The sequence below is a fragment of the Catellatospora tritici genome (genome assembly GCF_019083965.1).
GTDB lineage: Bacteria > Actinomycetota > Actinomycetes > Mycobacteriales > Micromonosporaceae > Catellatospora > Catellatospora tritici.
In genome coordinates, this window is record NZ_JAHRCY010000014.1 from 121,987 (window position 1) to 146,455 (window position 24,469).

The window sequence follows — 24,469 nt, forward strand, 5'->3', positions numbered from 1 at the left end:
GCGACCGGCCACGCCCCGCGAGGGTGGGACCACGCGACTGGCCTCGGCGTGCCAGGATGACGGGCGCTGCCCCACCCCCACCCCGACACCCCCTCGGAGCACCTCTTGGACCGCGCCGCGCCGGCCGCGCACCAGCCGCCGTACGAGCGAGCCGTGCCGCTTCGCCCGCTCACCCTCGGCGAGCTGCTGGACGCGGCGATGCAGCTGGTGCACCGCAACGGGCGGACGCTGCTCATGGTGGCCGCCGTGCTGGCCGCACTCGAGCAGCTGGTGCTGTACCCGATCCGGCTCGGCGAGGGCTACCACCCGGCCTCGGGCCCACCCGACCTGTTCTCCGGGTACTGGACGGTGTTCGCGCTCGGCATGGGCCTGGAAGCGATGATCATCACGGCGCTGGGCCTGGTGACCGGCCGCGCCGTGGTCGCCGACGTCGCGAGCGTGCCCGCGCGCCAACTCGGCCGGTTCCGCCCCGGCATCATCGCCAAGACCGCCCTGCTCGCGCTGATCGCGGGCGTGCCCGCGCTGCTCGGCGCGTTCCTCGGGCCGGTGTGGCTGGTCGGCTACCCGCTGTTCGGGCTCGCCGCGGTCGTGCTGTACGTCGAACGCCAGGGCCTGTTCCGGACGCTGGGCCGAGCCAGTGCCGTCGCCTTCCGGGGCGGCTTGCGCGTGCTGGGCGTGCGGGTGCTGGGCTACCTCGCCTGGGCCCTGCTGCGCTTCGGCTTCTTCCTCGGCGTCGTGGCCGGGCAGGACTTCCTCTCGCTGGACAACGCGGACTACGACTGGGTGCTGATCCCGAGCTTCGTGCTGGCCAACACCGTGGCGTACGCCTGCCTGGCCGCCCTGGACGCCGCGTTGCTGATCGAGTCGCGCGCCCGGGTCGAGGGCCTGGACATCTGGCTCAACCGGGCCGCGCTGCGCCGCCCGCTCTCCGCCGACCTGCTGGCGGCCACGCGATGAGGTGGTGGAACGAGACGGTCGCCGCCTGGAGCGACCAGATGTCGCTGGGTCTGACGCTGCTGTGCCTGCTCGTGCTCGCCGGGGTGACCGGCCTGCTCTGGTACACCTGGCCCGCCTGGCTGCCGAACCGGTGGAACCTGCGCCAGGGCTGGGGCAGCCGCGCCAAGCGCGCCAAGCGCGCCGAGGAGCCCATCGTGGTCACCGAGGAGCAGCTCGACGCCGTCGAGGCGGCGGTCGAGGAGCTGCCGGAGGTCGCCCCCGTCGTCTTCACCACGCTGGCCGACCGGCTCGCCGCCCAGGGGCGCTACGCCGAGGCGGTCCGGGAGCGGCTGCGCGCCATGGTGCGCGAGCTGGTCGACCGCGACGTGGTCACCAACCAGCCGGGGCTGACCGTGACCGAGCTGGCCCGTGCGGCGGGCACCGCCCGGCCCGAGATCGCCCCCGCGGTGACGACCGCGACCGAGACCTTCTCCACCATCTGGTACGGCAAGCGCCCCGCCACCGCCGACCACGACGCCGCGGTCAGGGACTGCCTCGACCGCGTCCACGAGCAGCTGCGAGGCCGGGCATGACGCCTGCGAAGAAGCGCCGCCGCTGGCGGCTGGTCCTGCCGTTCGTGCCCGTGGTGGCGGTGGTCGCGGTCGCGCTGACCGCCCACGCGGTCGAGCAGACCGATCCGAGCGAGGCCACGTACCTCGCCCCCACCTCGCCCGCCGACCAGGGCGGCCGCGACCTGGCCGAGCTGCTGCGCGCCCGGGGCGTCAGCATCCTCACCGACACTCGCACCGGCGACGCGCTCGCGCGCATGAAGCGGCTGGGCAGCGACGTCACCCTGTTCATCCCCGCGCCGCGCTTCGTCCATCCCGACTACCGCGACGTCGTCGACCTGGCGCCGGACGGGGCCACCGTGGTGCTGGTCGAGCCGGGTTCGGAGCTGGGCGACTTCGTGCCCACGCTGGGCGTGGCCGACCGCCGCTGGGCCACCGCGGTGACCGGGCCGGGGCCGGACTGCCCGCTCACCACGGCCGCTCCGGCCGCGGTGGCCCGCACCCGATACCTCAAGGTCAAGAACAGCAGCAAGGAGCCGGTCTTCTGCTACGAGCACGGCCTCGCGCAGCTGAATTACAACGGCGTCGAGTTCATCGCGGTGGGCAGCGACGACCCGTTCCGGGCCGATCGGCTCGCCGAACACGACAACAGCCGGTTCGCCGCCGATCTGCTCAGCAGGCACCGGACCCTGATCTGGCTGGACCTGCACACGTTGGAGAGCCCGCGACCGACCAGCCCGACCGTGGTCGTGACGACTTCCCCGTCGCCCGGCGCGACACTCCCGCCCGACGTCGTCTACGAGCGGCCGAACACCGAACCCGGCGAGCAGTCCGACGACGGTGACAACCGCGACAGCCCGCAGTCGTCCTCCGACGACTGGACGCCGCCGAGCCCGTTCCCGGACTGGACGTTCTGGACCGTGCTGCTGCTCCTGGTCGCGGGCGTGCTGCTGGCCCTGGCGAAGGGGCGGCGGCTGGGTGCTCCGGCCGTCGAGCCGCTGCCGGTCGAGGTGCGCGGCGCCGAAACCGCGCTCGGCCGCGCCCGCCTCTACCTGCGCGCCCGTGCCCGGGGTCCCGTGTTGGACGTGCTGCGCGCCGACGCCCGGGTCCGCCTGCGCACCGCGCTGGGGCTGCCGTCGACCGCCGACCGGCAGCAGCTGGTCGACGCGCTGGACGCGCGCCTGCCCGGCCGCCGCACCGAACTCGACCGGCTGCTGTACGGCAACGAGCCCACCTCCGAGAGCGAGCTGCACGCTCGCGCCACCGAACTGAAGACGCTGGTCGAGACCGTGACCGGCACCCGCATCAACGAAGGAGAACACCGGTGACCGAGCCGCTGACGTTCGAACCCGCCGACCCGGCCCGCGAGGCGCTCGGCCGGCTGCGTACCGAGGTCGCCAAGGCCGTGGTGGGGCAGGACGGCGTGGTGGCCGGGCTGGTCATCGCCCTGCTGTGCCGGGGGCACGTGCTGCTGGAGGGGCCGCCGGGGGTGGCCAAGACCCTGCTCGTACGCAGCCTCGCCGCCGCGCTCGAACTGGACATGAAGCGGGTGCAGTTCACCCCCGACCTGATGCCCGGCGACGTGACCGGCTCGGTCATCTACGACCCGCGGACCACCGAGTTCCAGTTCCGCCCCGGGCCGGTCTTCACCAACCTGCTGCTGGCCGACGAGATCAACCGGACGCCCCCCAAGACCCAGTCCTCGCTGCTGGAGGTCATGGAGGAGCGCCAGGTCTCCGCCGACGGGGTGAGCCGCCCGCTGCCCGAACCGTTCCTGGTCGCCGCGACCCAGAACCCGGTCGAGCACGAGGGCACCTACCCGCTGCCCGAGGCGCAGGTCGACCGGTTCCTGCTCAAGCTGACCGTGCCGCTGCCCACCCGGGACGAGGAGCTGGGCGTGCTGCGCGCCCACCACTCCGGCTTCGACCCGCGTGACCTGCGGGCGGTGGGCATCCAGCGGGTGGCCGGGGCCGCGGAGCTGGCGGCCGCGCGCGAGGCGGTCGGCAAGGTCACCGTCGCCGACGGCGTCATGGCGTACATCGTGGACATCTGCCGGGCGACCCGGGCCATGCCCTCGGTCGAGCTGGGGGCTTCGCCGCGCGGCGCCACCTCGCTGCTGGCCACCGCCAAGGCGTGGGCCTGGCTGGCCGGGCGGGACCACATCACGCCCGACGACGTGAAGGTGATGGCCCGGCCGACGCTGCGGCACCGGCTGCGGCTGACCCCGGAGGCGGAGCTGGAGGGTGTCACCGCGGACGCGGTGCTCGACTCCGTGCTGGCCACCGTCCCGACGCCCCGCTGATGCCCACCGCACGCACCGCCGCGCTGGCGGCCCTGGGCACCGTCGGGGTGATCTTCGGGTCGATCCTGGGCGTCTATCCGTCGGCCGTGTTCGCCGTGCTGCTGGTCCTGCTCGCCCTGCTGGTGCTGCTGGACCGGTCGCTGGCGGCCGACCCGCGGCGGCTGACCCTGGCCCGCTCCGGCGCCACCACGGTCCGGCTCGGCGAGAGCACCCAGGTCACGCTGTCGGTGCGCAACCCGACCCAGCGGCCGGGCGAGCTGCTGATCCGCGATGCCTGGGTGCCGTCGGCGGGCGCGTCGGACGAGCCGTACCAGCTGCGGCTGCCCGCGGGTGCGACCGCGCTGCTGCCGACCGCGCTCACCCCGACCCGACGCGGCGACCGACCCGCCGCGCGGGTGACCGTGCGCAGCCGGGGACCGTTCGGCCTGGCGTTCCGGCAGGCCGATCACGACGTGCCGTGGACCCTGCGGGTGCTGCCGCGCTTCGCCTCCCGCAAGCACCTGCCGGAGAAGCTGTCGCGGCTGCGTACCGTCGAGGGCGCCACCGCGATCCGGGGCCGGGGCCAGGGCAGCGAGTTCGACGTGCTGCGCGAGTACGTTCCCGGCGACGACGTGCGCTCCATCGACTGGCGTGCCACCGCCCGGCGCGGCGACGTCATGCTGCGCACCTGGCGGCCGGAGCGGTCTCGCCGGGTCGTCTGCGTGCTCGACACCGGCCGCACCAGCGCGGTCCGGGTCGGCGACGAGCCGCGCCTGGATGCGGCGATGGAGGCGGCGCTGCTGCTGGCCGCGGTTGCCCGCGAGGCCGGTGACCAGGTCGATCTCATCGCCGCCGACCATCGGGTCCGGGCCGTGGTCACCGCCACGCAGAGCCGGTCGCTGCTGCCGCGCCTGGTCGACGCGGTCGCGCCGCTGCAGCCCGCGATGGTCGAGACGGACTTCGAGCTGATCACCAGCGAGGTGCTGCGACGCGAGCGCAAGCGCAGCCTGGTGGTGGTGTTCACCGCCCTGGAGCCGGGCGCGCTGGGTGAGGGCCTGCTGCCGGTGCTGCCGAAGCTGGCGGCACGGCACCGGGTGCTGATCGCGGCCGTGCACGATCACGCGCTCACCGAACTGGCCGCCACCCCGCTGGACGCTCCAGGCGACGTCTACGCCGCGGCGGCCGGGACGCGGGCGCTGGCCGACCGCGAGCGCATCGCGAGCGCGCTCAGCCGCAACGGGGTCACCGTGCTCGACTTCCCGGCCGACGTGTTCGCCAGCCGGGTCACCGACGCCTACCTGGACCTGAAGGCCTCAGGCAAGCTCTGACGACTCGGGCGCGGCGGCCTCGGCCCGCTGCGCCCGAGCGCCGAGCACGAAGACGTACGCCAGGAACGCCAGCCAGACCACCAGCCCGATCGCGTCCCGGACCAGCAGCGGCAGCGGCGACGGGGTCACGAACGACTCCAGGAACCCGGCCACCGCGAACACGCCGACCAGCCCCAGCGCGGCCACCATGCTCTGCACCGCCGTGGCGGCCAGCGACTGGCCCCGGCTCAGGCCGGGCGAGGGCACGATCCAGGACCAGCCCAGGCGCAGCCCGATCCCGGCCGACACGAAGATGCCGGTCAGCTCCAGCAGGCCGTGCGGGGCGATCAACCCGAAGAACTGCTCCGCGCCGCCGTGGCCGATCATGATGCCGCCGACCAGGCCGAGGTTGAGCGCGTTCTGCCACAGCAGCCAGAACACGGGCAGGATGGCCACGCCCGAGGCCAGGCACTGCAGCGCGATCCAGGCGTTGTTGGTCCACACCAGCGTGCCGAAGACATGATGGTCGTACTCGCTGTAGTAGTCGGCGAAGTCGTGCTCGACCAGCTGCTGGATCTCGCCCGCGCCCAGCCCGAACTGCGCGGCCACGCTGGTGTCCTCGATGACCCAGACGGCCAGGATGGCCGAGACCGCGAAGAAGGCCAGGGCGGACGCGATCCACCAGCGGCGGGCGACGTACAGGCTCAGCGGCAGGCTGTGCGTGAAGAAGCGGGGAACGCTGCGCCAGTCGAACGCGGTCGGTCCGGTGATCGCCCCACGGGCCGCCAGCACCAGTCGCGACAGCTCCGCCACCAGCGCGGGGTCCGGAGTGCGGCTACGGACCACCGACAGGTGCGTGGCCACCCGCTGGTACAGCAACACCAGTTCGTCGGCCTCGGCCGCGCTCAGGCGGCGCCGACGGCGGCTCAGCGTGTCCAGCCGGCGCCACTCGCCCCGGTGCTCGGCGACGTACGCATCCAGGTCCACTGCTCGTCCTCCCCCGGCGCGGGAGGGGTCCGCGCCGACCGGCAGCCTAGCGGGGACAGCCCAGTCGGGTGTGCCTGTGATTCACTGTGCCGGTGCGACAGGGCGACACCACAGCGGCGGGTCTGGTCAGCGGCGAGGCAGTGCACCTGGAGGTGCGCCTGGCGCGGGCCGGATCCCGCGTGCTCGCCCTGATGCTGGACATGTTCGTGCAGATCTTCCTGATGATCGTGCTGGCGTCGCTGCTCACCCTCGTCCTGCTGCTGCTCGGCTTCACCTCGGCGGCGCCGCCGATCGCGTGGGTGCTGACGTCGGCGCTGGCCCTGGTGGTCTACCCGGCGGTGCTGATGGTGCTGACCCGCGGGCGGTCGGTGGGCAAGCTGGCGATGGGCCTTCGGGTGGTACGCGACGACGGCGGCCCGGTCACCCTGCGCCACGCCTTCACCCGCGCCCTGGTCGGCACGGTGCTGGAGTGGCCCGGCGTGCTGCTGCCGGTGAGCTGGGCGGCGAGCCTGGGCGTGCTCATCGGCTCCGCGAAGGCCAAGCGCCTGGCCGATCTGGCCGCGGGCACCATCGTCATCCACGACCGCACTCCGCAGAGCTGGGGCTGGGTGCCCAGCACCCCGCAGTTCCTGCAGGAGTGGGCGGCGACCCTGGACCTGACCGACCTCGACGACGAGCTGGCCCTGGCGGCCCGGCACTTCCTGGCCCGCAGCCGCGGCCTGCGCGAGCCGTACCGCACCCGGCTGGGTCAGGCCCTGGCCACCGAGATCCTGGCCGTCACCACGCCGCCGCCACCGCCGAACACCCCGGGTTGGGTCTATCTGGCCGCGATCGTCGGCGAGCGGCACCGCCGCTCGGCGCTGCGGCTGGCCCGCAACCGCGCCAGCCACGCCGCGCTGTGGCCCCAGCTGTTCCCCGCCCTGCCGACCCAGCCCACGCCCGCCACCGCGGCAGTGGTCCCGGCCACCGCCCCGGCCACGGTCCCGGCCGCCGACACGGCGCTGCGCACCGCCGCGCCGACCGCCTGACCCCGCGCATACGAACGCCGCCTCGGTCCCGACCGGGGCGGGTCGGGTCCGAGGCGGCGCCGGCCGAGCGGGGTCTGCCGCTCAGTTGAAGAGGCCGCTGCCCCAGAAGTCGCCTTCCTTGGCGACGCCGGGCGGGCAGGCCCACAGGGCACTGGAGGTGTGCCGGATGTACTCGTTGAGCGTGTCGTGGCGGGCCAGGTTGCGCTGCACGGGCACGAACTGCTTGCGCGGGTCGCGCTGGTAGGCCATGAAGAACAGGCCCGCGTCCAGCCGTCCCAGCCCGTCGGAGCCGTCGACGAAGTTGTAGCCGCGCCGCAGCAGGTGGGCGTCGCTGTTCTGCGCCGGGTGCGCCAGCCGGACGTGGGCGTCCATCGGGATCGTCGGAGTGCCGTCGGCGCCCTTGGCCGCGAAGTCGGGCTCGTCGAACTCCTTGCGCTGCCCCAGCGGCGCGCCCTCGCCCTTGTCCCGGCCGAAGATCGCCTCCTGCTCCGTCAGCGAGGTCCGATCCCAGGTCTCGATGAGCATCCGAATGCGGCGGGTCACCAGGTAGCTGCCCCCGGCCATCCACGCCGCGCCGTCGTCGGCGTGCGCCCACAGCTGCTCGTCGAGCAGCTTGCCGTCCTCCAGCTTGAGGTTGCGGGTGCCGTCCTTGAAGCCCATCAGGTTGCGCGGGGTGACCTGCGCCCGCGAGGTGCTGGAGGTGCGACCGAAGCCGAGCTGCGAGTAGCGCACGCTGACCACGCCGAAGCCGATGCGGGCCAGGTTGCGCACCGCGTGTACGGCCACCTGCGGGTCGTTGGCGCAGGCCTGGACGCAGATGTCGCCGCCGCTGATCTCCGGCTTGAGCGCGTCGCCCGGGAAGTGCGGCAGGTCCTCCAGCGCGGCGGGGCGCTTGTCGGCGATGCCGAACCGGTCGACCCCGTCGGCGTCGCGGAACAGCGATGGGCCGAAGCCGATGGTCAGGGTGAGCCCGGAGGCGGGCAGGCCCAGCGCCTCGCCGGTGTCGTCCGGCGGCGCCTCCGGCTGGCCGCCGACGGCGCCGAGCAGCCCCGCGTCGCGGCCCGCGGTCATCCGCGCCGCCGCGGCGGACCACTCGCGCAGCATCTCGACCAGGCGGGCCCGGTCCTTGGTGATCACGTCGAAGGCGACGAAGTGCAGCCGGTCCTGCGCCGGGGTGACGATCCCGGCCTGGTGCGGCCCGTAGAAGGGCACCGGGGCGCCCGGCGAGGCGGCGGCCGGGTCGGGGCTGTCGTTCATCATCGCCGAGCCCACGGCCACGGCTCCGGCCACACCGGCGATGCCGACACCGGCGGCGGTCAGGGCGGTACGTCGCGATACCACGTGGGTCACGTCCCTTCGGGGGTGGAAGAAGCCCCGCGCCGCCGGAGGGCGCCACGGGACTCGGGCGTCACTTGGAGATGACCGCGGCGATCTTGCTGATCGGCTCGGCCAGCGCGTTGATCACGTCGGTGAGCTCCTTCAGGTCGGCCTGGCTCAGCGCGGTGTGCAGCTTCCAGCCGTCGCCGTCGCGGTGCTTGGCCAGGGTGTCGTCGACCGTCTTGAACGCGGCGTCGAGGCCGGCCACCAGCTCGGGGGCGCGCTCCTCCAGGGTCGGGCGCAGCGCCTGCACGGCGGCCTTGGAACCCTCCACGTTGGCGGCGAAGTCCCACAGGTCGGTGTGCGAGTAGCGGTCCTCCTCGCCGGTGATCTTGCCGCTGGCGACCTCGTCGAGCAGCTCCTTGGCACCGTTCGCGAGCTGGAGCGGGGACAGCTTCTCGGCGTTGGCCTTGGCCACGATCTCCTTCACGTCGACCAGCAGCTGGTCGGCGATCGGACCGGACTTGCCGATGTCGTTCTTCTCCCACAGGTCCTGCTCGAGGCGGTGGAAGCCGGTGAAGGCCATCCCCTCCTCGATCACCTCGGCCCGGCCGTCGATCTTCGGGTCCAGGTCGCCGAAGATCTCGGCCACCGGCTCGATGCGCTCCCAGTACGTGCGCGCGATCGGGAACAGCGCCTTGGCCTTGGCCACATCGCCGGCCTTGACCGCCGCGACGAACTCCTCGGTCTTGGGCAGCAGCGCCGCGGTCTGGCTCTGGATGTAGCGCTGGTAGTTGGCGCTCGCCTCGGCCAGCTTCGCGTCGGCGGTCAGCGGCGCGGCCGAACCCGTCGCCTTGAACGCGCCCCGGATGCCCTTGCCGATCATGCCCGGCTTGCAGGCGGTCTCGTACGTCCCGGCGGGCAGCTCCACCCGCAGCTCACGGGTCAGCCCCGGGGCGATGTTCTCCACCTCGCCCATGACCCGGTCGCCCGCGGCGTACACATAGAACTCGGTGACCTTGGCGCCGGAGTTGGTGATGTTGAAGGTCACCGTGCCCGCGGCGTTCTCGCCCCGAGCGACCTCGCAGCTGGTGTCGGTCGCCTTGACCGCGATCGGCCCGGTGGTGTCGCCGGGGGCGGCAGGCTCCGGGTCGGTGGTGCACGCGGTCAGGCCCAGGCCGAGCACGGCCACGGCGGTCAGGGCGGGAAGCTTGCGCATCGGTCGGGCTCCTGTGGTTCCGGGGTGGGGTTCAGATGGTTCCGAGGTTCGGTGCGGACCGCGTCGAGGGGTACGCGGCGGACGCCGCTCAGGCGGGCTGGTGCGACGACCCACCGGCGGCGTCGCCGCTGACGGGGGTCGGCTCGGCGACGGTCGAGGGCGTGGTCTTGGCCGCGGGCGACGACGGCCGCCCGACCAGGAAGAGCACGAGCACGGGTACCGCGTACCCGACCCAGGCGATGGTCTCCAGCACCGTCGGCGCCGGGGTGATGTTGAACATGCCGCGCAGCAGCTCGGCGTACCAGGTGGTGGGGTCGAGCGCGCCGGTGATGTCGAACGCGTAGTCGTTCAGGCCCGGCAGGATCCCGGCCTCGAGCAGATCGTGCACGCCGTACTTGAGGATGCCCGCGGCGACCAGCACCAGCAGCACGCCGGTCCAGGTGAAGAACCTGGTCAGGTTGATTTTCAGGGCGCTGCGGTACATCAGGAAGCCCAGCAGCACGGAGGTGGCGATGCCGCTGACGATGGCCACCACCGACCAGGTGGAGGCGGCGCCCTGGACCGTCGCGAAGAAGATCAGCGCGGTCTCCAGGCCCTCGCGCGCCACGGCCAGGAACGCCGTCACCACGACGGCCAGCGGGCCGAGCTGGATCGCGGCACTGAGCTTGGTCCGCAGGTCGCCCGCGATCGAACGCGCGGCGCGGCGCATCCAGAAGATCATCCAGGTGACGAAGACGACGGCGACGATCGAGGTGATCGCCTCGAACAGCTCCTGGCGCTTGAACTCCAGGTTGGCGCTGGTGAACTGCAGCAACGCGGCGAAGCCGACCGAGAGCGCGGCGGCCACGCCGACGCCCGACCAGACGTACGGCAGGCGGGTGCGCAGATCCGATTTGACCAGGAAGGCGACGAGGATCGTCACCACCAGGGTCGCTTCGAGTCCCTCGCGTAGCCCGATCAGGTACGTGGCGAGAAAGACGTTGCCGTTCACGTGCGCTCCCGAGGGTAAGAGCAGTCTTGCTTGGTGAGCCTTGCCTTAATAAGGCGAGGCACACCTTAGCTTAGGACTCGGGCGCACCAGAAGTCGACGGGGGTAACTTGACTGGAACGGCTCCAGAAAGCGGTGACCTGCGACGGTCCGGTCAGTAGCGGTAGTGGTCCGGCTTGTACGGTCCCTCCACCGGCACCCCCAGGTAGTCGGCCTGCGCCTTGGTCAGCTCGGTCAGCCGTACCCCCAGGGCGTCCAGGTGCAGCCGGGCCACCTTCTCGTCGAGCTTCTTGGCCAGCGTGTACACGCCCACCGGGTACCGGTCGCGCTTGGTGAACAGCTCGAGCTGCGCCAACACCTGGTTGGTGAAGCTGTTGCTCATCACGAACGACGGGTGGCCGGTGGCGTTGCCCAGGTTGAGCAGGCGGCCCTCGGAGAGCACGATGATCGAGTGGCCGTCCGCGAAGCGCCACTCGTCGACCTGCGGCTTGATGTTGATTCTCGTCACACCCGGCGTACGCGTCAGCCCCGCCATGTCGATCTCGTTGTCGAAGTGCCCGATGTTGCCCACGATCGCCTGGTGCTTCATCCGGGCCATGTGCTGGGCGGTGATCACGTCCTTGCAACCGGTCGCGGTGACGAAGACGTCGGCCGTCGCGGCCATGTCGTCCACCGTGGCGACCTGGTAGCCGTCCATCGCCGCCTGCAGCGCGCAGATCGGGTCGACCTCGGCGACCACCACCCGGGCGCCCTGCCCCCGCAACGAGTCCGCGCAGCCCTTGCCCACGTCGCCGTAGCCCGCCACCACGCACACCTTGCCGCCGATCAGCACGTCGGTGGCCCGGTTGATGCCGTCGACCAGCGAATGGCGGCAGCCGTACCGGTTGTCGAACTTGCTCTTGGTCACCGCGTCGTTGACGTTGATCGCCGGGAAGAGCAGCCGGCCCGAGGCCAGCATCTCGTACAGCCGGTGCACGCCGGTCGTCGTCTCCTCGGTCACCCCCTGGATGCCCGCCGCGATCGCGCGCCAACGCCCGGGGTCCTCGGCCAGCGAACGCCGCAGCACCTCCAGGATGACCGCGTACTCCTCGGAGTCGTCGCCGTCCGGCGCGGGCACGGCACCGGCCGATTCGAACTCGGCACCCTTGTGCACCAACAGCGTGGCGTCACCGCCGTCGTCGAGGATCATGTTCGGCCCGTCGCCACCCGGCCAGCGCAGGATCCGCTCGGTGCACCACCAGTACTCCGGCAGCGTCTCGCCCTTCCACGCGAACACCGGCACCCCGGCCGGAGCGTCCGGCGTGCCATCCGGCCCCACCGCGATCGCCGCCGCCGCGTGGTCCTGCGTGGAGAAGATGTTGCAGCTGGCCCAGCGGACCTGGGCGCCCAGCGCCACCAGCGTCTCGATCAGCACCGCCGTCTGCACCGTCATGTGCAGCGAGCCTGCGATCCGGGCCCCGGCCAGCGGCCGCGCCTGCGCGTACTCGGCGCGCACCGCCATCAGGCCCGGCATCTCGTGCTCGGCGAGTTGGATCTCCTTGCGCCCGAACGCGGCGAGCGAGAGGTCGGCGACCTTGAAGTCGCCGGGGGCGAGCGTGCTGGCCATCGGAGTGCTCCTGTTCGGTCGGCCGGGCCGGACATACGTGTGGCCCGGTCCCTGGGCGGACCCTCCGCACCAGGAACCGGGCCACACTCCCCCCGGTTTGGTTCCCCCGCGCGTGGCTCGGATGTTTGATCCCGATAACGCTGCGTGTTTAAAGAGTCACATTCCGTCGCGCCACTGTCAAGCAGTTCAGATCAAGTTTCGCCACGCGCCGTGTCCGTCACATCACCACAGCGTAATCACGACACGGGTGCCCCACCCGGCCCGCCGCCGCCACCCCGTTTTCGATCGACGGTGGCCTATCCAGAGCACGAAAAGCGCGAAACTGTGCTCTAGATAGGCCACCGTCGATGATAAGTGGGGGTTGTCGGCGACGCCGAGCGGATCTGGAGTCTTTCGGACCCCGGGTGCCCCGTCCCCGGCCCGCGTCAGAGCGAGCCGGTGTACGCCTCGCCCGCGCCCGTGAAGGTCAACCGCCCGCCCGCGGGCAGCCCGTACGCCGCGTCGCCGCCGCGCAGCGGCACCGAGCCGCTCTCGTCGCCCACCGTCATGCTTCCGGCCACGCAGAACACGGTCCGCGGCCCGTCCAGTACCAGCCGGGCCTCGCCGACCTCGTGGTCCAGCCGCACCCGGTGCAGCCGGAAGTCGGGCACCGGCACGCTCCAGGTGACCACGCCGGGAGTGACCGGCTCCGGGTCGCGTACGGGCTCGTGCAGCGGCTCGAAGCGCAGCACCCGCAGCAGTTCGGGCACGTTGACGTGCTTGGGGGTCAGGCCGCCGCGCAGCACGTTGTCGCTGGCCGCCATGATCTCGATCCCGGCGCCGCGCAGGTATCCGTGCAGGTTCCCGGCGGGCATCCAGATGCCCTGCCCCGGTTCCAGCAGCAGGTGGTTGAGCAGCAGTGACACGACCACGCCGACGTCACCGGGGTAGTCGGCGGCCAGCCGCCGGACCAGGCCGCGCGGGCCGCCGCCGACGACGCCGGTCGGCAGCTTGTCGGCGTTGGCGGCGATCTGCTCCAGCAGGTCGGGCCGGTCCGCGGCGGGCCAGCTGAGCAGCGCGTGCACCGCCTCGCGCAGGTCGCCGACGGCCAGCGCGCCGACCACGCGCTTGAGCCCGGGGACCGCCAGCGCGTCGACGAGCTCGGCCGACGCCGCCGGGTCCCGGAACCCGCACAGCGCCTCGAACGGCGTGTACGCCACCAGCAGTTCTGGCTTGTGGTTGCCGTCGACGTAGCTGCGGTGCGCGGCGGTGCGCGGCACACCCGCCCGCTCCTCGGCGGCGAACCCGTCGGCGGCCTGTCGCGCGTCGGGGTGCGCCTGCAGCGACAGCGAACGCTCGGCCGCCAGCAGTTTCATCAGGTACGGCAGGCGCGCGCCGTACCTGGCGTGCGCGTCGGCGCCGAGCAGTTCACCCGGCGCCGACGCGATGGCCTCGGCCAGTGATCGGCCGTCGATCGTGGAGGGGCTGTCGGGGTGCGCGCCGATCCACAGTTCCGCCTCGGGCCCGTCGCTGGGCACGGGCCGCCCCTGGACCTGCGCGATGATGTCGCGCGAGCCCCAGGCGTACGGCCTGATCGGGTTCTGCAGTCGGCGCACGGGGGTCAGCCCTTCGCGTAGTCGATGTCCGGTTCGAGGTAGATTACCCGGGCAATCGGCACTGCGGCACGGATGCGCGCCTCGGCGGCGTCGATGCCGCGCGCGATCTCGTCCGCCTTCTCGTCATGCCGGACCGCGATCTTGGCGGCGACGAGCAGCTCCTCCGGGCCCAGGTGCATCGTGCGCATGTGGATCACGCGCTCGACCTCGGGACCGTCGACGATGGCGGCCGCGATGGCAAGGATGTGCTCCTCGGTGGCCGACTCGCCCAGCAGCAGGCTCTTGGTCTCGATCGCCAGCACCACGGCGATGGCCACCAGCAGCAGACCGATCATCGCGGTACCGGCCGCGTCCCACCGGCCATAGCCGGTGATCAGCGTCATACCGACGCCGATCAGGGCGAAGACCAGACCCACCAGCGCGCCGAAGTCCTCCAGCAGGATCACCGGAAGCTCCGGCGCCTTGGCCCGCCGGATGAAGTTCTTCCACGAGACGCCGTTGCGGATCTGGTTCGACTCCTTGATCGCGGTCCGGAACGACAGCGACTCCAGGACGATCGCCACGACCAGCACCGTGATCGGCACCCACTGCCACTCGGTGATCGGCTCCGGGTGCTCCCACTTGTGCCACGCCTCGTACAGCGCGAACAGGCCACCCACGCTGAACAGCACGATCGACACGATGAACGCGTAGATGTAGCGCTCCCGGCCGTACCCGAAGGGGTGCAGCGCCGTCGCCTCGCGCTTGGACCGCCGCCCGCCGAGCAGCAGCAGCAGCTGGTTGCCCGAGTCCGCCACCGAGTGGATCCCCTCGGCCAGCATCGACGACGAGCCCGTCAGCCCCCAGGCCACGAACTTCGTCACCGCGATACCGAGGTTGGCGGCCAACGCCGCCACGATCGCCCTGGTGCCGCCCTCGGCACTCATGCCTTTGCCCCGACCGTCGTCATCCCGCAGAACCCATACTTCACTTGCGCAACTGCTCCTTCAGCTCGGTGACGGCCGGCACCGCCATCGGATCGAGGCCATGCCCGAGCCCGAGGTACACCGAGGCGAAGTCGGTCGCCGCCACAAGCGAGGCGAAGCGCTCCAGCGCCGAGCCTCCCTCAGCGGTGAGCACGTCAACCTCGATGCCTCGCCTCGCGGCGATGTCCTGCACGACCTCGGCCCGCCGGTCCGTCGTCTGCGCCGCACTGTTCTCGTCGGCGAGACCACCGTCGCACAGCAGCACCACTTTCAGGCGCGGAGGGTCGGCCGAAGGCGCGTCGAGGTCCGGATCAGCGAAGATGTCCCGCTCCAGCGCGGCCAGCGCGCCGAAGACGCCGTCGAGCAGACCCACCCGGCCCCGACCGGCCTCGCCGAGCGCGTCGGTGACGACCGGGTAGCGGGCGTTGGCCGACAGCATGTCGCCGTAGCGCACCGCCGCGACCGCCGCCAGCGGCGAGTCACCCCAGATGATGGGCACCGAACCGGCCAGGTTCAGGGCGAGGGTCTTGGCCCGGTTGACGAAGGTCTCGGCGGTCGGCCGGCAACGGTCGGCCTCCAGGTCCAGCCGGGTCGCGGTCTCGGCCAGGTCGGCCTCGTTGACCTTGACCAGGCCCAGCGCGCGTGCGGTGAGCAGCACCGGCACGGTCAGACCCCACAGGTTCGCCCGCGCCGCGCCGCGGCGGGGCACCTGGATGAACGGCGCCCGGTGGCGCTCGGCCACCGACTGCAGCGGCGAGCCGGGAGCACCGATCGCCACCAGGCGCGCTCCGCGCCGCCCGGCCGCCTCCGCGACCGCCAGCGCCTCGGGCGAGCGGCCCGACGCCGATACCGCGATCACCACGTCGGCCGCGCCGATCCAGGCGGGCACCTCCACGCTGCGGTGGGTCAGCACCGGGACCAGGCAGCGGGGCCCGGCGATGGTGGTGAGGATGTCGCCGGTACGGGCCGCCGTACCGGCGCCCACCACCACGACCGCCCGGGGGCGACCCTCGTCGGCCAGGTGGCTCAGATCCACCTCGGCGGTCAGCGAGGTCGCCTCACGCACCTGCGCGCCCGCCGAGGCGATGGCGCGCAGCATCCCGCCCGGGTCACGGGCGGCCAGACCCGGGGCGTCGTCGAGCAGCGCCTCGTCGAACCACCGGTTGCCGCGTACGCCCGCGGCACCGTCCAGCGGCGGCATGGCCATCAGGCACCAGCCTTGTCGGTCAGCACCTCGTCGAGCAGCAGTACCGGCAGACCCTCGCGCACCGGATACACCCGGCCGCACGAGGTGCAGGTCAGCGTCTGCGCCTCGGGGTCGTGGCGCAGCGGGGCGTGGTCCTCCGCCGGGCAGGCGAGAATCTCGAGCAGTTGCGGGTCGAGCGACACGTCGGCTCCTTCACATCGCAGGCTGGGCTACAGCGAGGCTGAGCTGAAGTGCAGCCTACCCACGGACGAGCTTGAGCACCTCGTCGCGCAGCTGCGACATCCGCTCCACGCTCGGGGCCTCGACATTGAGGCGCAGCAGCGGTTCGGTGTTCGAGGCGCGCAGGTTGATCCACGCCCCGTCGTCGAAGGTCACGGTGAGCCCGTCCAGCTCGTCCTGCGGCTGCCCGGCGAAGTGCTCCCGCACCTTGGCCAGGCTCGCGGGCTGGTCCGACACCACCGAGTTGATCTCGCCCGAGGCGGCGTACCGCTCGTACTCGCGGCCCAGTTCGGCCAGCGGCCCGGACTGCTCGCCCAGCGCGGCCAGCACGTGCATCGCGGCCAGCATGCCGGTGTCGGCGCCCCAGAAGTCGCGGAAGTAGTAGTGCGCCGAGTGCTCGCCGCCGAAGACGGCGCCGGTCGCGGCCATCTCCGCCTTGATGAACGAGTGCCCGACCCGGGTGCGCACCGGCGTGCCGCCGTGCTCGCGCACGATCTCCGGCACCGCCGCCGACGTGATCAGGTTGTGGATGATCGTCGAGCCGGGGTGCTTGGCCAGCTCGCGGGTGGCCACCAGCGCGGTCACCGCCGACGGCGAGACCGGGTTGCCGTCGGCGTCGACGACGAAGCAGCGGTCGGCGTCGCCGTCGAAGGCCAGGCCGATGTCGGCGCCCTCCTTGACCACGGCCTGCTGCAGGTCGACCAGGTTCGCCGGCTCCAGCGGGTTGGCCTCGTGGTTGGGGAACGAGCCGTCCAGCTCGAAGTAGAGCGGCACGATGTCCAGCGGCAGAGCCGGGAGCACCGCGTCGCCGAGCACCGCCGGGACGGTGTAGCCGCCCATACCGTTGCCCGCGTCCACGACGACCTTCAGCGGGCGTACGCCACTGAGGTCCACCAGCGTGCGCAGGTGCGCGGCGTAGTCGGCCAGCAGTTCGCGCCGCTCGATGGTGCCGGTCGCGGCGGGGACGGGCGTGCCCGCGTCCAGCAGCGCCTGGGCGGTCTCGCGGACCGCGGACAGGCCGGTGGCCTGACCGACCGGCTTGGCGCCCGCATAGCAGAGCTTGATGCCGTTGTACTGCGCCGGGTTGTGGCTGGCGGTGAACATCGCCCCGGGCAGGTCGAGCACGCCGGAGGCGTAGTAGAGCAGGTCGGTGGAGCCGAGACCGGCGTTGATCACGTTGACGCCCTCGGCGCGTACACCGTCGGTGAAGGCCGCGACCAGGGCGGGCCCGGACTCGCGCATGTCGTGCGCGACCACGATGGTGCCGCGGTCCTCGCCCCGCTCCCGCAGCGTCTGCGCGAACGCCCGTCCCAGGGCTCCGGCGACCTGCTCGTTGAGCTGATCGGGCACGGTGCCACGCACGTCGTAAGCCTTCACGATGGTGGACAAGTCAAACATTTCGCTCACTCCTCGCAGCTGGGACCGCCACAGCCTAGCCATCACAGGTTTCCCCACCGCGACAACATGCTGGCGCGCGGGCGTGGACGGTCCGACCGCGTCACCGCGATAGGAAGATCATCTAAAAGGTGATACCCAATCAGGGGATCCCGTATTCCGACGACGGGACCTTTATCCGGCCCTCAATAGGCGCATCGCCAATATCGCCCGTGATTCACTTCACAGCTGATTAGCCGACTGTTCAGACGCTGTTACCTTCGAGGCCGTCTACCGACCCCTTCTGGCACTTCCCGCTGAGTCACGTCGATTCCGACCCCTCTGCGTGCCTGGGGGATGGCATCCGGTCAAAGGCTCAACGGGGAAATGAAAATGGCAAAGATCAGCATTGTGGTGCCTATCTACAATGTCCAGCCGTATCTGCGCGAGTGTCTGGATTCAATCCTGAACCAGACATTCCGTGATATCGAGGTCATCGCGGTGGACGACCGGTCCCCCGACGGCTGCGGCGCGATCATCGACGAGTACGCCGCGCGGGACTTCCGGGTGCGTCCGCTGCACCTGCCGGAGAACGTCGGTCTGGGCGGCGCGCGCAACGCCGGGCTCGCAGTGGCCACGGGCGAGTACGTCTGGTTCGTCGACAGCGACGACTCGCTGACCGAGGGCTCGCTCGCCGCCGTGGCCCAGCGCCTGGCCGCCACGGACCCCGACGTGCTCATCGTCGACTACGCGCGGACCTACTGGTGGGGCGCGCAGAAGCGCAACATGCTGCACGAGCTGCTGAGCGACCCCGATCAGCCGGACGTCTTCCGGATCGCGCAGCGGCCGGAGCTGCTGCAGCTGTTCCCGTGCGCCTGGAACAAGGTCGTCCGGCGCGAGTTCCTGATCGCGGCCGAGTTGCCCTTCCCCAGCGGATGGTACGAGGACCTGCCGTTCACCTACCCGCTGCTGGCCCACGCCGAGCGGGTCAGCGTGCTGCCCCGGGTCTGCGTGCTCTACCGCCAGCGCCGCTCCGGTTCGATCCTGGGCACGACCAGCGACCGCCACTTCGAGGTCTTCGCCCAGTACGACCTGGTCTTCGAGCGGCTCGCCCGCGCCGCCGACGGCGCCCGGATCCGGCCCTGGGTGCTCGGTCACGCCATGAACCACTGCCTCGTCGTGCTCGGCAACCCCCGCCGGCTGAACCCCGACTCGCGCAGCCGCTTCTTCCAGGAGTCGGTGCTGCTGCGCAAGCGTCACCTGACCGGCGACGACTACATCCTGCCGCCCGACGCCAGCCCGGCGCGGCACCGCCTGCTCGCCCTGGGCAGCTGGCTCGGCTACCGCAGCATGCGCCACGCGCACGGGCGCCTCGACCAGACCCGACGCAAGCTGGGCGGGGCCAAGCGGAAGCTGGGCGGCCAGGCCAGGGGACTGCGCCGCAAGCTGCAGTACGCCTACTACAGCCTCCAGCGCCGCCGCCCCATCGACCAGCGGCTCGCCGTGTACTCGGCGTACTGGGGCCGGGGCGTGCGGTGCAATCCGGCTGCGATCTACGAGCGGGCCCGTGAACTCACGCCCGAGGTGCGCGGCGTGTGGATCGTCAAGGCCGACCGGGTGGCCGACGTGCCCCCCGGCGTGGACTACGTCGTCGAGAACTCCTGGCGCTACTTCCGGGTGCTGGCCCGTGCCCGCTGGTTCATCAACAACGTGAACTTCCCGGACTTCGTGGTCAAGCGCAAGGGCAGCGTCCACCTGCAGACCCACCACGGCACCGCACTGAAGTCGATGGGCATCGACGAGATGCGCTACGCCCTGACCGCACGCAAGATGAACTTCGGCAAGCTGCTCAAGCGCGTCGACCGCTGGGACTACAGCCTCGCGGCCAACACGTACTCCACCGAGGTCTGGGGCCGGGTCTACCCGAGCAACTACCAGTCCCTGGAGTACGGCTACCCGCGCAACGACATCCTGTCCACCGCCACGGCCGAGGACGCGGCGAAGGTGCGCGCGGAGCTCGGCATCCGGCCCGACCAGAAGGTCGTCCTCTACGCGCCGACCCACCGCGACTACGCCAAGGGGTTCGACCTGCAGCTGGACCCGCTGGCGCTGGCCAAGGCGCTCGGACCCGACGGCGTGGTGCTGATGCGGGCGCACTACTTCTACGACCGCGACGCCTCCTCGGTCGCCGCGCACCCGCAGGTCCGCGACGTCTCCGACCACCCGAGCATCGAGCAGCTGTACCTGGCCACCGACGTGCTCATCACCGACTACTCGTCGGTGATGTTCGACTTCGGCGTGCTCGACCGGCCCATCGTGATCTACGCGCCCGACTGGGACGTCTACCGGGCCACCCGGGGCACCTACTTCGACCTCGCCACCGAGGGTCCTGGCCCGTTCTGCCGCAGCCAGGACGACCTGGTCTGGCTGTTCGAGCACGACCAGGTGCGCAGCCCGGAGGCGGAACTGGCCCGCGCCGCGTTCCGGCGCCGCTTCTGCCACCTCGACGACGGCCGGGCCGCCGAGCGGGTGGTCCGCCACCTGTTCCTGAACCAGCCCGCCGCCGCCTGAACACCGGCGGTCGGCCCGGGAGCGGCGTGCTCCCGGGCCGAACCGGGCCGAGCTCAGAGGGTCAGACCGGTGAGTACGAGGACGCGCGGGTCGGTGTAGTCGTCCATGGCGCTGCGCAGACCCTCGCGGCCGACGCCGGAGCCCTTCACGCCGCCGTACGGCATCTGGTCGGCCCGGAACGACGGCACGTCGCCCACGATCACGCCCCCGACCTGCAGCGTCGCGTGCGCAGTGAACGCCGTCTGCAGGTCGCCGGTGAACACGCCCGCCTGTAGGCCGAACGCGGAGTCGTTGACCGCCGCGAACGCGTCGTCATCGGAGTCGACCGCCGACACGACCAGCACCGGCCCGAACACCTCGTCGCAGGAGACCTTCGCGTCCGCCGGGACGTCGACCAGCACGGTCGGCGCGTAGGCGGCACCGTCGCGTGCACCACCGGTGAGGACGCGGGCGCCCGCGGCGACCGCCTCGTTCACCCAGCTCTCGACCCGCTGCGCGGCGGCTTCGGTGATCAGCGGACCGACCTGGGTGTCGGCCGCCGCCGGGTCGCCGGTCTTGAGCGCGCGCACCGCCGCGACCAGCTTCGGCACGAACTCCGCCATCCGGTCCCGGTGCACGATCACCCGCTGCACCGCGATGCAGCTCTGCCCGGCCTGGTAGTTGCTGAACAGCGCGATGCGCTGGGCCGCCCAGTCCAGGTCGGCGTAGTCGCCGCAGACCACCGCGGCGGCGTTGCCGCCCAGCTCCAACGTCACGTGCTTGTGCGGGACGGCCTGCTGAATGCTCGCGCCGACCGGCCCGGAGCCGGTGAACGACACCACCGGCAGGCGCGGGTCGGCGACCAGGGCCGCCGCGCGGTCGTTGGGCAGCGGGACGACCGAGAACATGCCCGTGGGCAGGTCGGTCTCGGCCAGCAGCTCGCCCAGCAGCAGGGCCGACAGCGGCGTGGCCGGGGCGGGCTTGACCAGGATCGGCGCGCCGACCGCGATCGCCGGGGCGACCTTGTGCGCGACCAGGTTCAGTGGAAAGTTGAACGGGCTGATGCCCAGCACCGGCCCCTTGGGGAAGCGGCGGACCACGGCCATCCGCCCGGCCGCGGCCGGGTCGGTGTCCAGCCGCATCAGCTCGCCCCCGAACCGCCGCGCCTCCTCGGCGGCCCACCGGAACGTGGAGACGGCACGGTTGAGTTCGGCCTTGGCCCACAGCAGCGGCTTGCCGTTCTCGCCGCTGATCAGCGCGGCCACCTCATCGCCGCGCTCGGCCAGGCGGCGGCTGACGTGGTCGAGGGCGGCGGCGCGGGCGGCGGCCGACAGCCGGGCCGCTTCGGGGGCCACCCGCGCGGCGGCCGCGACAGCGGCTTCCACCTGCGCAGGGGTGGCATTGGAGGTCTGTCCGACCACGCGCCCGTCGTAGGGGTTACGCACAACTACAAGATCATCACTGGACTCGGGGCTGCCCGCGATCCAGAACGGGGTCTGATCGGCCATAAGCCCACCCTACTGCACGGAAACAGTTGCTCAAGACCCTTGCTCGTTGCGGATTCCGTAGCGAAGATTGCCTTATGCCACCGATGACAGAACAACTGGCCAACTTCATCAACGGTAAGTACGTAGCGCCGGTGGACGGCGGCTACGCGGACCTGATCGACCCCTGCACCGGGGAGATTCTCGCAAGCGCCCCGGTCTCCGGGAAGCAGGACATAGAGAACGCCATGGCCGCGGCGGCCGCCGCCTTCGACACGTGGCGCGACACCACGCCCAGCGAGCGTCAGAAGGCGCTGCTGAAGATCGCCGACGCGGTGGAGGCGCGCGCCGACGAGCTGGTGGCGCTGGAGAGTCGCAACACCGGCAAGCCGCTGGCGCTGACCGCGAGCGAGGAGCTGCCGCCCGCGATCGACCAGATCCGTTTCTTCGCCGGGGCCGCCCGCCTGCTCGAGGGCCGCTCCGCCGGGGAGTACATGGCGAACCTGACCAGCTATGTGCGGCGCGAGCCGATCGGCGTCTGCGCGCAGGTCACGCCGTGGAACTACCCGCTGCTAATGGCGGTGTGGAAGTTCGCCCCGGCCATCGCCGCGGGCAACACCGTCGTGCTCAAGCCGTCGGACACCACGCCGATGTCGACGCTGCTGCTGGCCGAGATCGCCGCCGAGTTCCTACCGCCGGGCGTGTTCAACGTCGTCTGCGGCGACCGTGACACCGGCCGGGCCCTGGTCTCGCACCCGACTCCGGCGATGGTGTCGATCACCGGCTCCACCCGGGCCGGATCCGAGGTGGCCGCCGCGGCCGCGCCCGCGATCAAGCGCACCCACCTGGAGCTGGGCGGCAAGGCGCCGGTCATGGTCTTCGACGACGCCGACATCGCCGCGGCCGCCGAGGGCATCGCGATCGCCGGGTTCTTCAACGCGGGCCAGGACTGCACCGCCGCCACCCGCGTGCTGGTCACCGAGGGTGCGTACAACGCCTTCGTGGCGGCCCTGACCGAGCAGGCCCGCAACCTCAAAACCGGCGCGCCCGACGACGAGGACGTGCTGTTCGGGCCGCTCAACAACGCCAACCAGCTGGCCCGGGTCACCGGCTTCATCGAGCGGCTCCCGGCCCACGCCCGGATCACCGCCGGTGGCCACCGCGTCGGCGAGCGCGGCTACTTCTTCGAGCCGACCGTCGTGGCCGACCTGGTCCAGGGCGACGAGATCGTCACCGACGAGGTGTTCGGGCCGGTCATCACGGTGCAGAAGGTCGCCGACGAGGCGCAGGCGCTGAAGTACGCCAACGACTGCCGGTACGGCCTGGCCTCCAGCGTGTGGACGTCCGACCACGGGCGCGCGATGCGGGTCAGCAAGCGGCTGGACTTCGGCTGCGTCTGGGTCAACACCCACATCCCGCTGGTCGCCGAGATGCCGCACGGCGGGTTCAAGCAGTCCGGCTACGGCAAGGACCTGTCCGCGTACGGCCTGGAGGACTACACACGGGTCAAGCACGTCATGCACAACATCGGAGAATGACCTTGAGCGCCTCTTCGGACATCCACGCCCGCCGCGTCGCCGCCGTCGCCAAGGGCGTCGGCTCGACCATCACGTCCTACGTCGAGCGGGCCTCCGGTGGCACGCTGCGCGACGTCGACGGGCGGGAGTGGATCGACTTCGCGGCCGGGATCGCCGTCACCAACGTGGGCAACAGCGCCCCGGCGGTGGTCGAGGCGGTCAAGCGGCAGGTCGAGCTGTTCACGCACACCTGCTTCATGGTGGCGCCGTACGAGTCGTACGTATCGGTGTGCGAGCAGCTCAACGAGCTGACCCCGGGCGGCCACGAGAAGCGGTCGGCGCTGTTCAACTCCGGTGCCGAGGCGGTCGAGAACGCCGTCAAGATCGCCCGGTACGCCACCGGGCGGCAGGCGGTGGTGGTGTTCGACCACGGCTACCACGGGCGCACCAACCTGACCATGGCGCTGACCGCGAAGAACATGCCGTACAAGCACGGGTTCGGGCCGTTCGCCCCGGAGGTCTACCGGGCGCCGATGTCGTACCCGCTGCGCGACGGCCTGACCGGCGAGCAGGCCGCCGCCCGCGCCATCGACGAGATCACCACGCAGGTCGGCGCCGCGAACGTGGCCGCGATCGTGATCGAGCCGGTGCAGGGCGAGGGCGGCTTCGTCGTTCCCGCACCCGGCTTCCTGCCCACCCTCGCGGCGTGGGCCAGGGCCAACGGGGCGCTGTTCGTCGCCGACGAGATCCAGACCGGGTTCTGCCGCACCGGGGACTGGTTCGCCAGCGAGCACGAGGGCGTGGTGCCTGACCTGATCACGGTCGCGAAGGGCATCGCGGGCGGGCTGCCGCTGGCCGGGGTCACCGGTCGCGCCGAGCTCATGGACGCGGTGCACGTCGGCGGGCTCGGCGGCACCTACGGCGGCAACCCGATCGCCTGCGCCGCCGCGCTCGCCTCGATCCAGACCATGCGCGAGCTGGACCTCAACGCCGCCGCGCGGCGTATCGGTGGGGTGCTCACCGAGCGGCTGACGAAGCTGGCCGCCGCTCACCCCCAGATCGCCGAGGTACGCGGCCGCGGCGCCATGGTCGCCATCGAACTGGTCAAGCCCGGCACCCTCGACCCCGACCCGGTCCTGACCGGCGCGGTCAACAAGGCGTGCCACGCGGCCGGCCTGCTCACGCTCACCTGCGGCACCTGGGGCAACGTGTTCCGCTTCCTGCCGCCGCTGGTGATCTCCGACGCCGACCTCGACCGCGGCCTGTCCATCCTCGAAGAAGCCTTCATCACCACCGCCTGAGGTAAGGAAGGGCCCCTTC

General features: G+C 71.8%; 20 protein-coding genes. 9 read left to right on the forward strand and 11 right to left on the reverse strand.

The window, feature by feature from the left end; translation table 11 throughout:
• Positions 1 to 105: 105 nt before the first annotated feature.
• The 5 genes from KUA19_RS28330 to KUA19_RS28350 are packed head-to-tail and all read left to right on the forward strand — an operon-like array spanning position 106 to position 5,114.
• Entirely contained in the window at positions 106 to 957 is an 852-nt protein-coding gene (locus KUA19_RS28330) for a hypothetical protein (RefSeq protein WP_217394909.1), read from the forward strand.
• Positions 954 to 1,529, forward strand: coding sequence for a DUF4129 domain-containing protein (locus tag KUA19_RS28335; RefSeq protein WP_217394910.1), 576 nt, complete (start codon positions 954 to 956; stop codon positions 1,527 to 1,529). The genes KUA19_RS28330 and KUA19_RS28335 overlap by 4 nt, the downstream gene beginning before the upstream one ends.
• A complete protein-coding gene (locus tag KUA19_RS28340; protein ID WP_217394911.1) occupies positions 1,526 to 2,833 on the forward strand; it encodes a DUF4350 domain-containing protein in 1,308 nt (435 codons plus the stop codon). The genes KUA19_RS28335 and KUA19_RS28340 overlap by 4 nt, the downstream gene beginning before the upstream one ends.
• A complete protein-coding gene (locus tag KUA19_RS28345) occupies positions 2,830 to 3,807 on the forward strand; it encodes an AAA family ATPase (RefSeq protein WP_308167339.1) in 978 nt (325 codons plus the stop codon). Before KUA19_RS28340 ends, KUA19_RS28345 begins: the two co-directional genes overlap by 4 nt.
• Positions 3,807 to 5,114: a DUF58 domain-containing protein gene (locus KUA19_RS28350; protein ID WP_217394912.1), complete on the forward strand. Its 1,308-nt coding sequence runs from the start codon at positions 3,807 to 3,809 to the stop codon at positions 5,112 to 5,114. The genes KUA19_RS28345 and KUA19_RS28350 overlap by 1 nt, the downstream gene beginning before the upstream one ends.
• Here KUA19_RS28350 and KUA19_RS28355 read toward each other — a convergent pair.
• Positions 5,100 to 6,080: a stage II sporulation protein M gene (locus tag KUA19_RS28355; protein WP_217394913.1), complete on the reverse strand. Its 981-nt coding sequence runs from the start codon at positions 6,078 to 6,080 to the stop codon at positions 5,100 to 5,102. The genes KUA19_RS28350 and KUA19_RS28355 overlap by 15 nt on opposite strands.
• Positions 6,081 to 6,172: 92 nt before the next feature.
• Here KUA19_RS28355 and KUA19_RS28360 point away from each other — a divergent pair, with 92 nt between their 5' ends.
• Positions 6,173 to 7,108: an RDD family protein gene (locus KUA19_RS28360; protein WP_308167340.1), complete on the forward strand. Its 936-nt coding sequence runs from the start codon at positions 6,173 to 6,175 to the stop codon at positions 7,106 to 7,108.
• An 81-nt stretch (positions 7,109 to 7,189) separates the two neighbouring features.
• Here the strand turns inward: KUA19_RS28360 and efeB are convergent, their stop codons facing one another.
• The 9 genes from efeB to KUA19_RS28405 all read right to left on the reverse strand — a co-directional run bounded on the left by efeB (position 7,190) and on the right by KUA19_RS28405 (position 17,622).
• On the reverse strand, positions 7,190 to 8,458 hold the full coding sequence (gene efeB, locus KUA19_RS28365; RefSeq protein WP_217394914.1) for an iron uptake transporter deferrochelatase/peroxidase subunit: 1,269 nt from the start codon (positions 8,456 to 8,458) through the stop codon (positions 7,190 to 7,192).
• A 58-nt stretch (positions 8,459 to 8,516) separates the two neighbouring features.
• Positions 8,517 to 9,644, reverse strand: coding sequence for an iron uptake system protein EfeO (gene efeO / locus KUA19_RS28370; protein WP_217394915.1), 1,128 nt, complete (start codon positions 9,642 to 9,644; stop codon positions 8,517 to 8,519).
• Positions 9,645 to 9,732: 88 nt separating this feature from the next.
• Positions 9,733 to 10,635, reverse strand: a complete 903-nt coding sequence (gene efeU / locus KUA19_RS28375; protein ID WP_217394916.1) for an iron uptake transporter permease EfeU — start codon at positions 10,633 to 10,635, stop codon at positions 9,733 to 9,735.
• Positions 10,636 to 10,786: 151 nt separating this feature from the next.
• On the reverse strand, positions 10,787 to 12,238 hold the full coding sequence (gene ahcY / locus KUA19_RS28380) for an adenosylhomocysteinase (RefSeq protein ID WP_217394917.1): 1,452 nt from the start codon (positions 12,236 to 12,238) through the stop codon (positions 10,787 to 10,789).
• A gap of 425 nt (positions 12,239 to 12,663) precedes the next feature.
• Positions 12,664 to 13,833, reverse strand: coding sequence for a mannose-6-phosphate isomerase, class I (manA, locus tag KUA19_RS28385; protein WP_217394918.1), 1,170 nt, complete (start codon positions 13,831 to 13,833; stop codon positions 12,664 to 12,666).
• Positions 13,834 to 13,838: 5 nt separating this feature from the next.
• Positions 13,839 to 14,759 carry a cation diffusion facilitator family transporter gene (locus KUA19_RS28390; RefSeq protein WP_217394919.1) on the reverse strand — a complete coding sequence of 307 codons (921 nt, stop codon included), beginning with the start codon at positions 14,757 to 14,759 and terminating at the stop codon, positions 13,839 to 13,841.
• A 40-nt stretch (positions 14,760 to 14,799) separates the two neighbouring features.
• Positions 14,800 to 15,999 carry an SIS domain-containing protein gene (locus KUA19_RS28395; protein ID WP_217395344.1) on the reverse strand — a complete coding sequence of 400 codons (1,200 nt, stop codon included), beginning with the start codon at positions 15,997 to 15,999 and terminating at the stop codon, positions 14,800 to 14,802.
• A 5-nt stretch (positions 16,000 to 16,004) separates the two neighbouring features.
• On the reverse strand, positions 16,005 to 16,187 hold the full coding sequence (locus KUA19_RS28400; protein ID WP_217394920.1) for a Trm112 family protein: 183 nt from the start codon (positions 16,185 to 16,187) through the stop codon (positions 16,005 to 16,007).
• Positions 16,188 to 16,242: 55 nt separating this feature from the next.
• The gene (locus tag KUA19_RS28405; RefSeq protein ID WP_217394921.1) at positions 16,243 to 17,622 is read right to left on the reverse strand and encodes a phosphomannomutase/phosphoglucomutase; all 1,380 of its coding nucleotides are present in this window, start codon (positions 17,620 to 17,622) and stop codon (positions 16,243 to 16,245) included.
• A gap of 369 nt (positions 17,623 to 17,991) precedes the next feature.
• Here KUA19_RS28405 and KUA19_RS28410 point away from each other — a divergent pair, with 369 nt between their 5' ends.
• A complete protein-coding gene (locus KUA19_RS28410) occupies positions 17,992 to 20,169 on the forward strand; it encodes a bifunctional glycosyltransferase/CDP-glycerol:glycerophosphate glycerophosphotransferase (protein WP_217394922.1) in 2,178 nt (725 codons plus the stop codon).
• 53 nt (positions 20,170 to 20,222) lie between these two features.
• Here KUA19_RS28410 and KUA19_RS28415 read toward each other — a convergent pair whose 3' ends face one another.
• Complete coding sequence (locus tag KUA19_RS28415) at positions 20,223 to 21,656, reverse strand: aldehyde dehydrogenase family protein (RefSeq protein WP_217394923.1); 1,434 nt, start codon at positions 21,654 to 21,656, stop codon at positions 20,223 to 20,225.
• A gap of 83 nt (positions 21,657 to 21,739) precedes the next feature.
• On the opposite strand from KUA19_RS28415, the gene KUA19_RS28420 reads away from it, so the two are divergent.
• Both KUA19_RS28420 and gabT read left to right on the forward strand, forming a co-directional pair.
• Positions 21,740 to 23,170 carry a gamma-aminobutyraldehyde dehydrogenase gene (locus KUA19_RS28420; RefSeq protein ID WP_217394924.1) on the forward strand — a complete coding sequence of 477 codons (1,431 nt, stop codon included), beginning with the start codon at positions 21,740 to 21,742 and terminating at the stop codon, positions 23,168 to 23,170.
• Entirely contained in the window at positions 23,167 to 24,450 is a 1,284-nt protein-coding gene (gabT, locus tag KUA19_RS28425) for a 4-aminobutyrate--2-oxoglutarate transaminase (RefSeq protein WP_372451766.1), read from the forward strand. The genes KUA19_RS28420 and gabT overlap by 4 nt, the downstream gene beginning before the upstream one ends.
• Positions 24,451 to 24,469 lie beyond the last annotated feature (19 nt).

Bases quoted from the DNA above. Each gene is read 5' to 3' on its own strand.
- gabT (WP_372451766.1), top strand. From the start codon at position 23,167: ATGACCTTGAGCGCCTCTTCGGACATCCACGCCCGCCGCGTCGCCGCC.
- KUA19_RS28390 (WP_217394919.1), bottom strand. From the start codon at position 14,759: ATGAGTGCCGAGGGCGGCACCAGGGCGATCGTGGCGGCGTTGGCCGCC.
- ahcY (WP_217394917.1), bottom strand. From the start codon at position 12,238: ATGGCCAGCACGCTCGCCCCCGGCGACTTCAAGGTCGCCGACCTCTCG.
- efeO (WP_217394915.1), bottom strand. From the start codon at position 9,644: ATGCGCAAGCTTCCCGCCCTGACCGCCGTGGCCGTGCTCGGCCTGGGC.
- KUA19_RS28405 (WP_217394921.1), bottom strand. From the start codon at position 17,622: ATGTTTGACTTGTCCACCATCGTGAAGGCTTACGACGTGCGTGGCACC.
- KUA19_RS28335 (WP_217394910.1), top strand. From the start codon at position 954: ATGAGGTGGTGGAACGAGACGGTCGCCGCCTGGAGCGACCAGATGTCG.
- KUA19_RS28395 (WP_217395344.1), bottom strand. From the start codon at position 15,999: ATGCCGCCGCTGGACGGTGCCGCGGGCGTACGCGGCAACCGGTGGTTC.
- KUA19_RS28340 (WP_217394911.1), top strand. From the start codon at position 1,526: ATGACGCCTGCGAAGAAGCGCCGCCGCTGGCGGCTGGTCCTGCCGTTC.
- KUA19_RS28415 (WP_217394923.1), bottom strand. From the start codon at position 21,656: ATGGCCGATCAGACCCCGTTCTGGATCGCGGGCAGCCCCGAGTCCAGT.
- KUA19_RS28350 (WP_217394912.1), top strand. From the start codon at position 3,807: ATGCCCACCGCACGCACCGCCGCGCTGGCGGCCCTGGGCACCGTCGGG.
- KUA19_RS28410 (WP_217394922.1), top strand. From the start codon at position 17,992: ATGGCAAAGATCAGCATTGTGGTGCCTATCTACAATGTCCAGCCGTAT.
- KUA19_RS28420 (WP_217394924.1), top strand. From the start codon at position 21,740: ATGACAGAACAACTGGCCAACTTCATCAACGGTAAGTACGTAGCGCCG.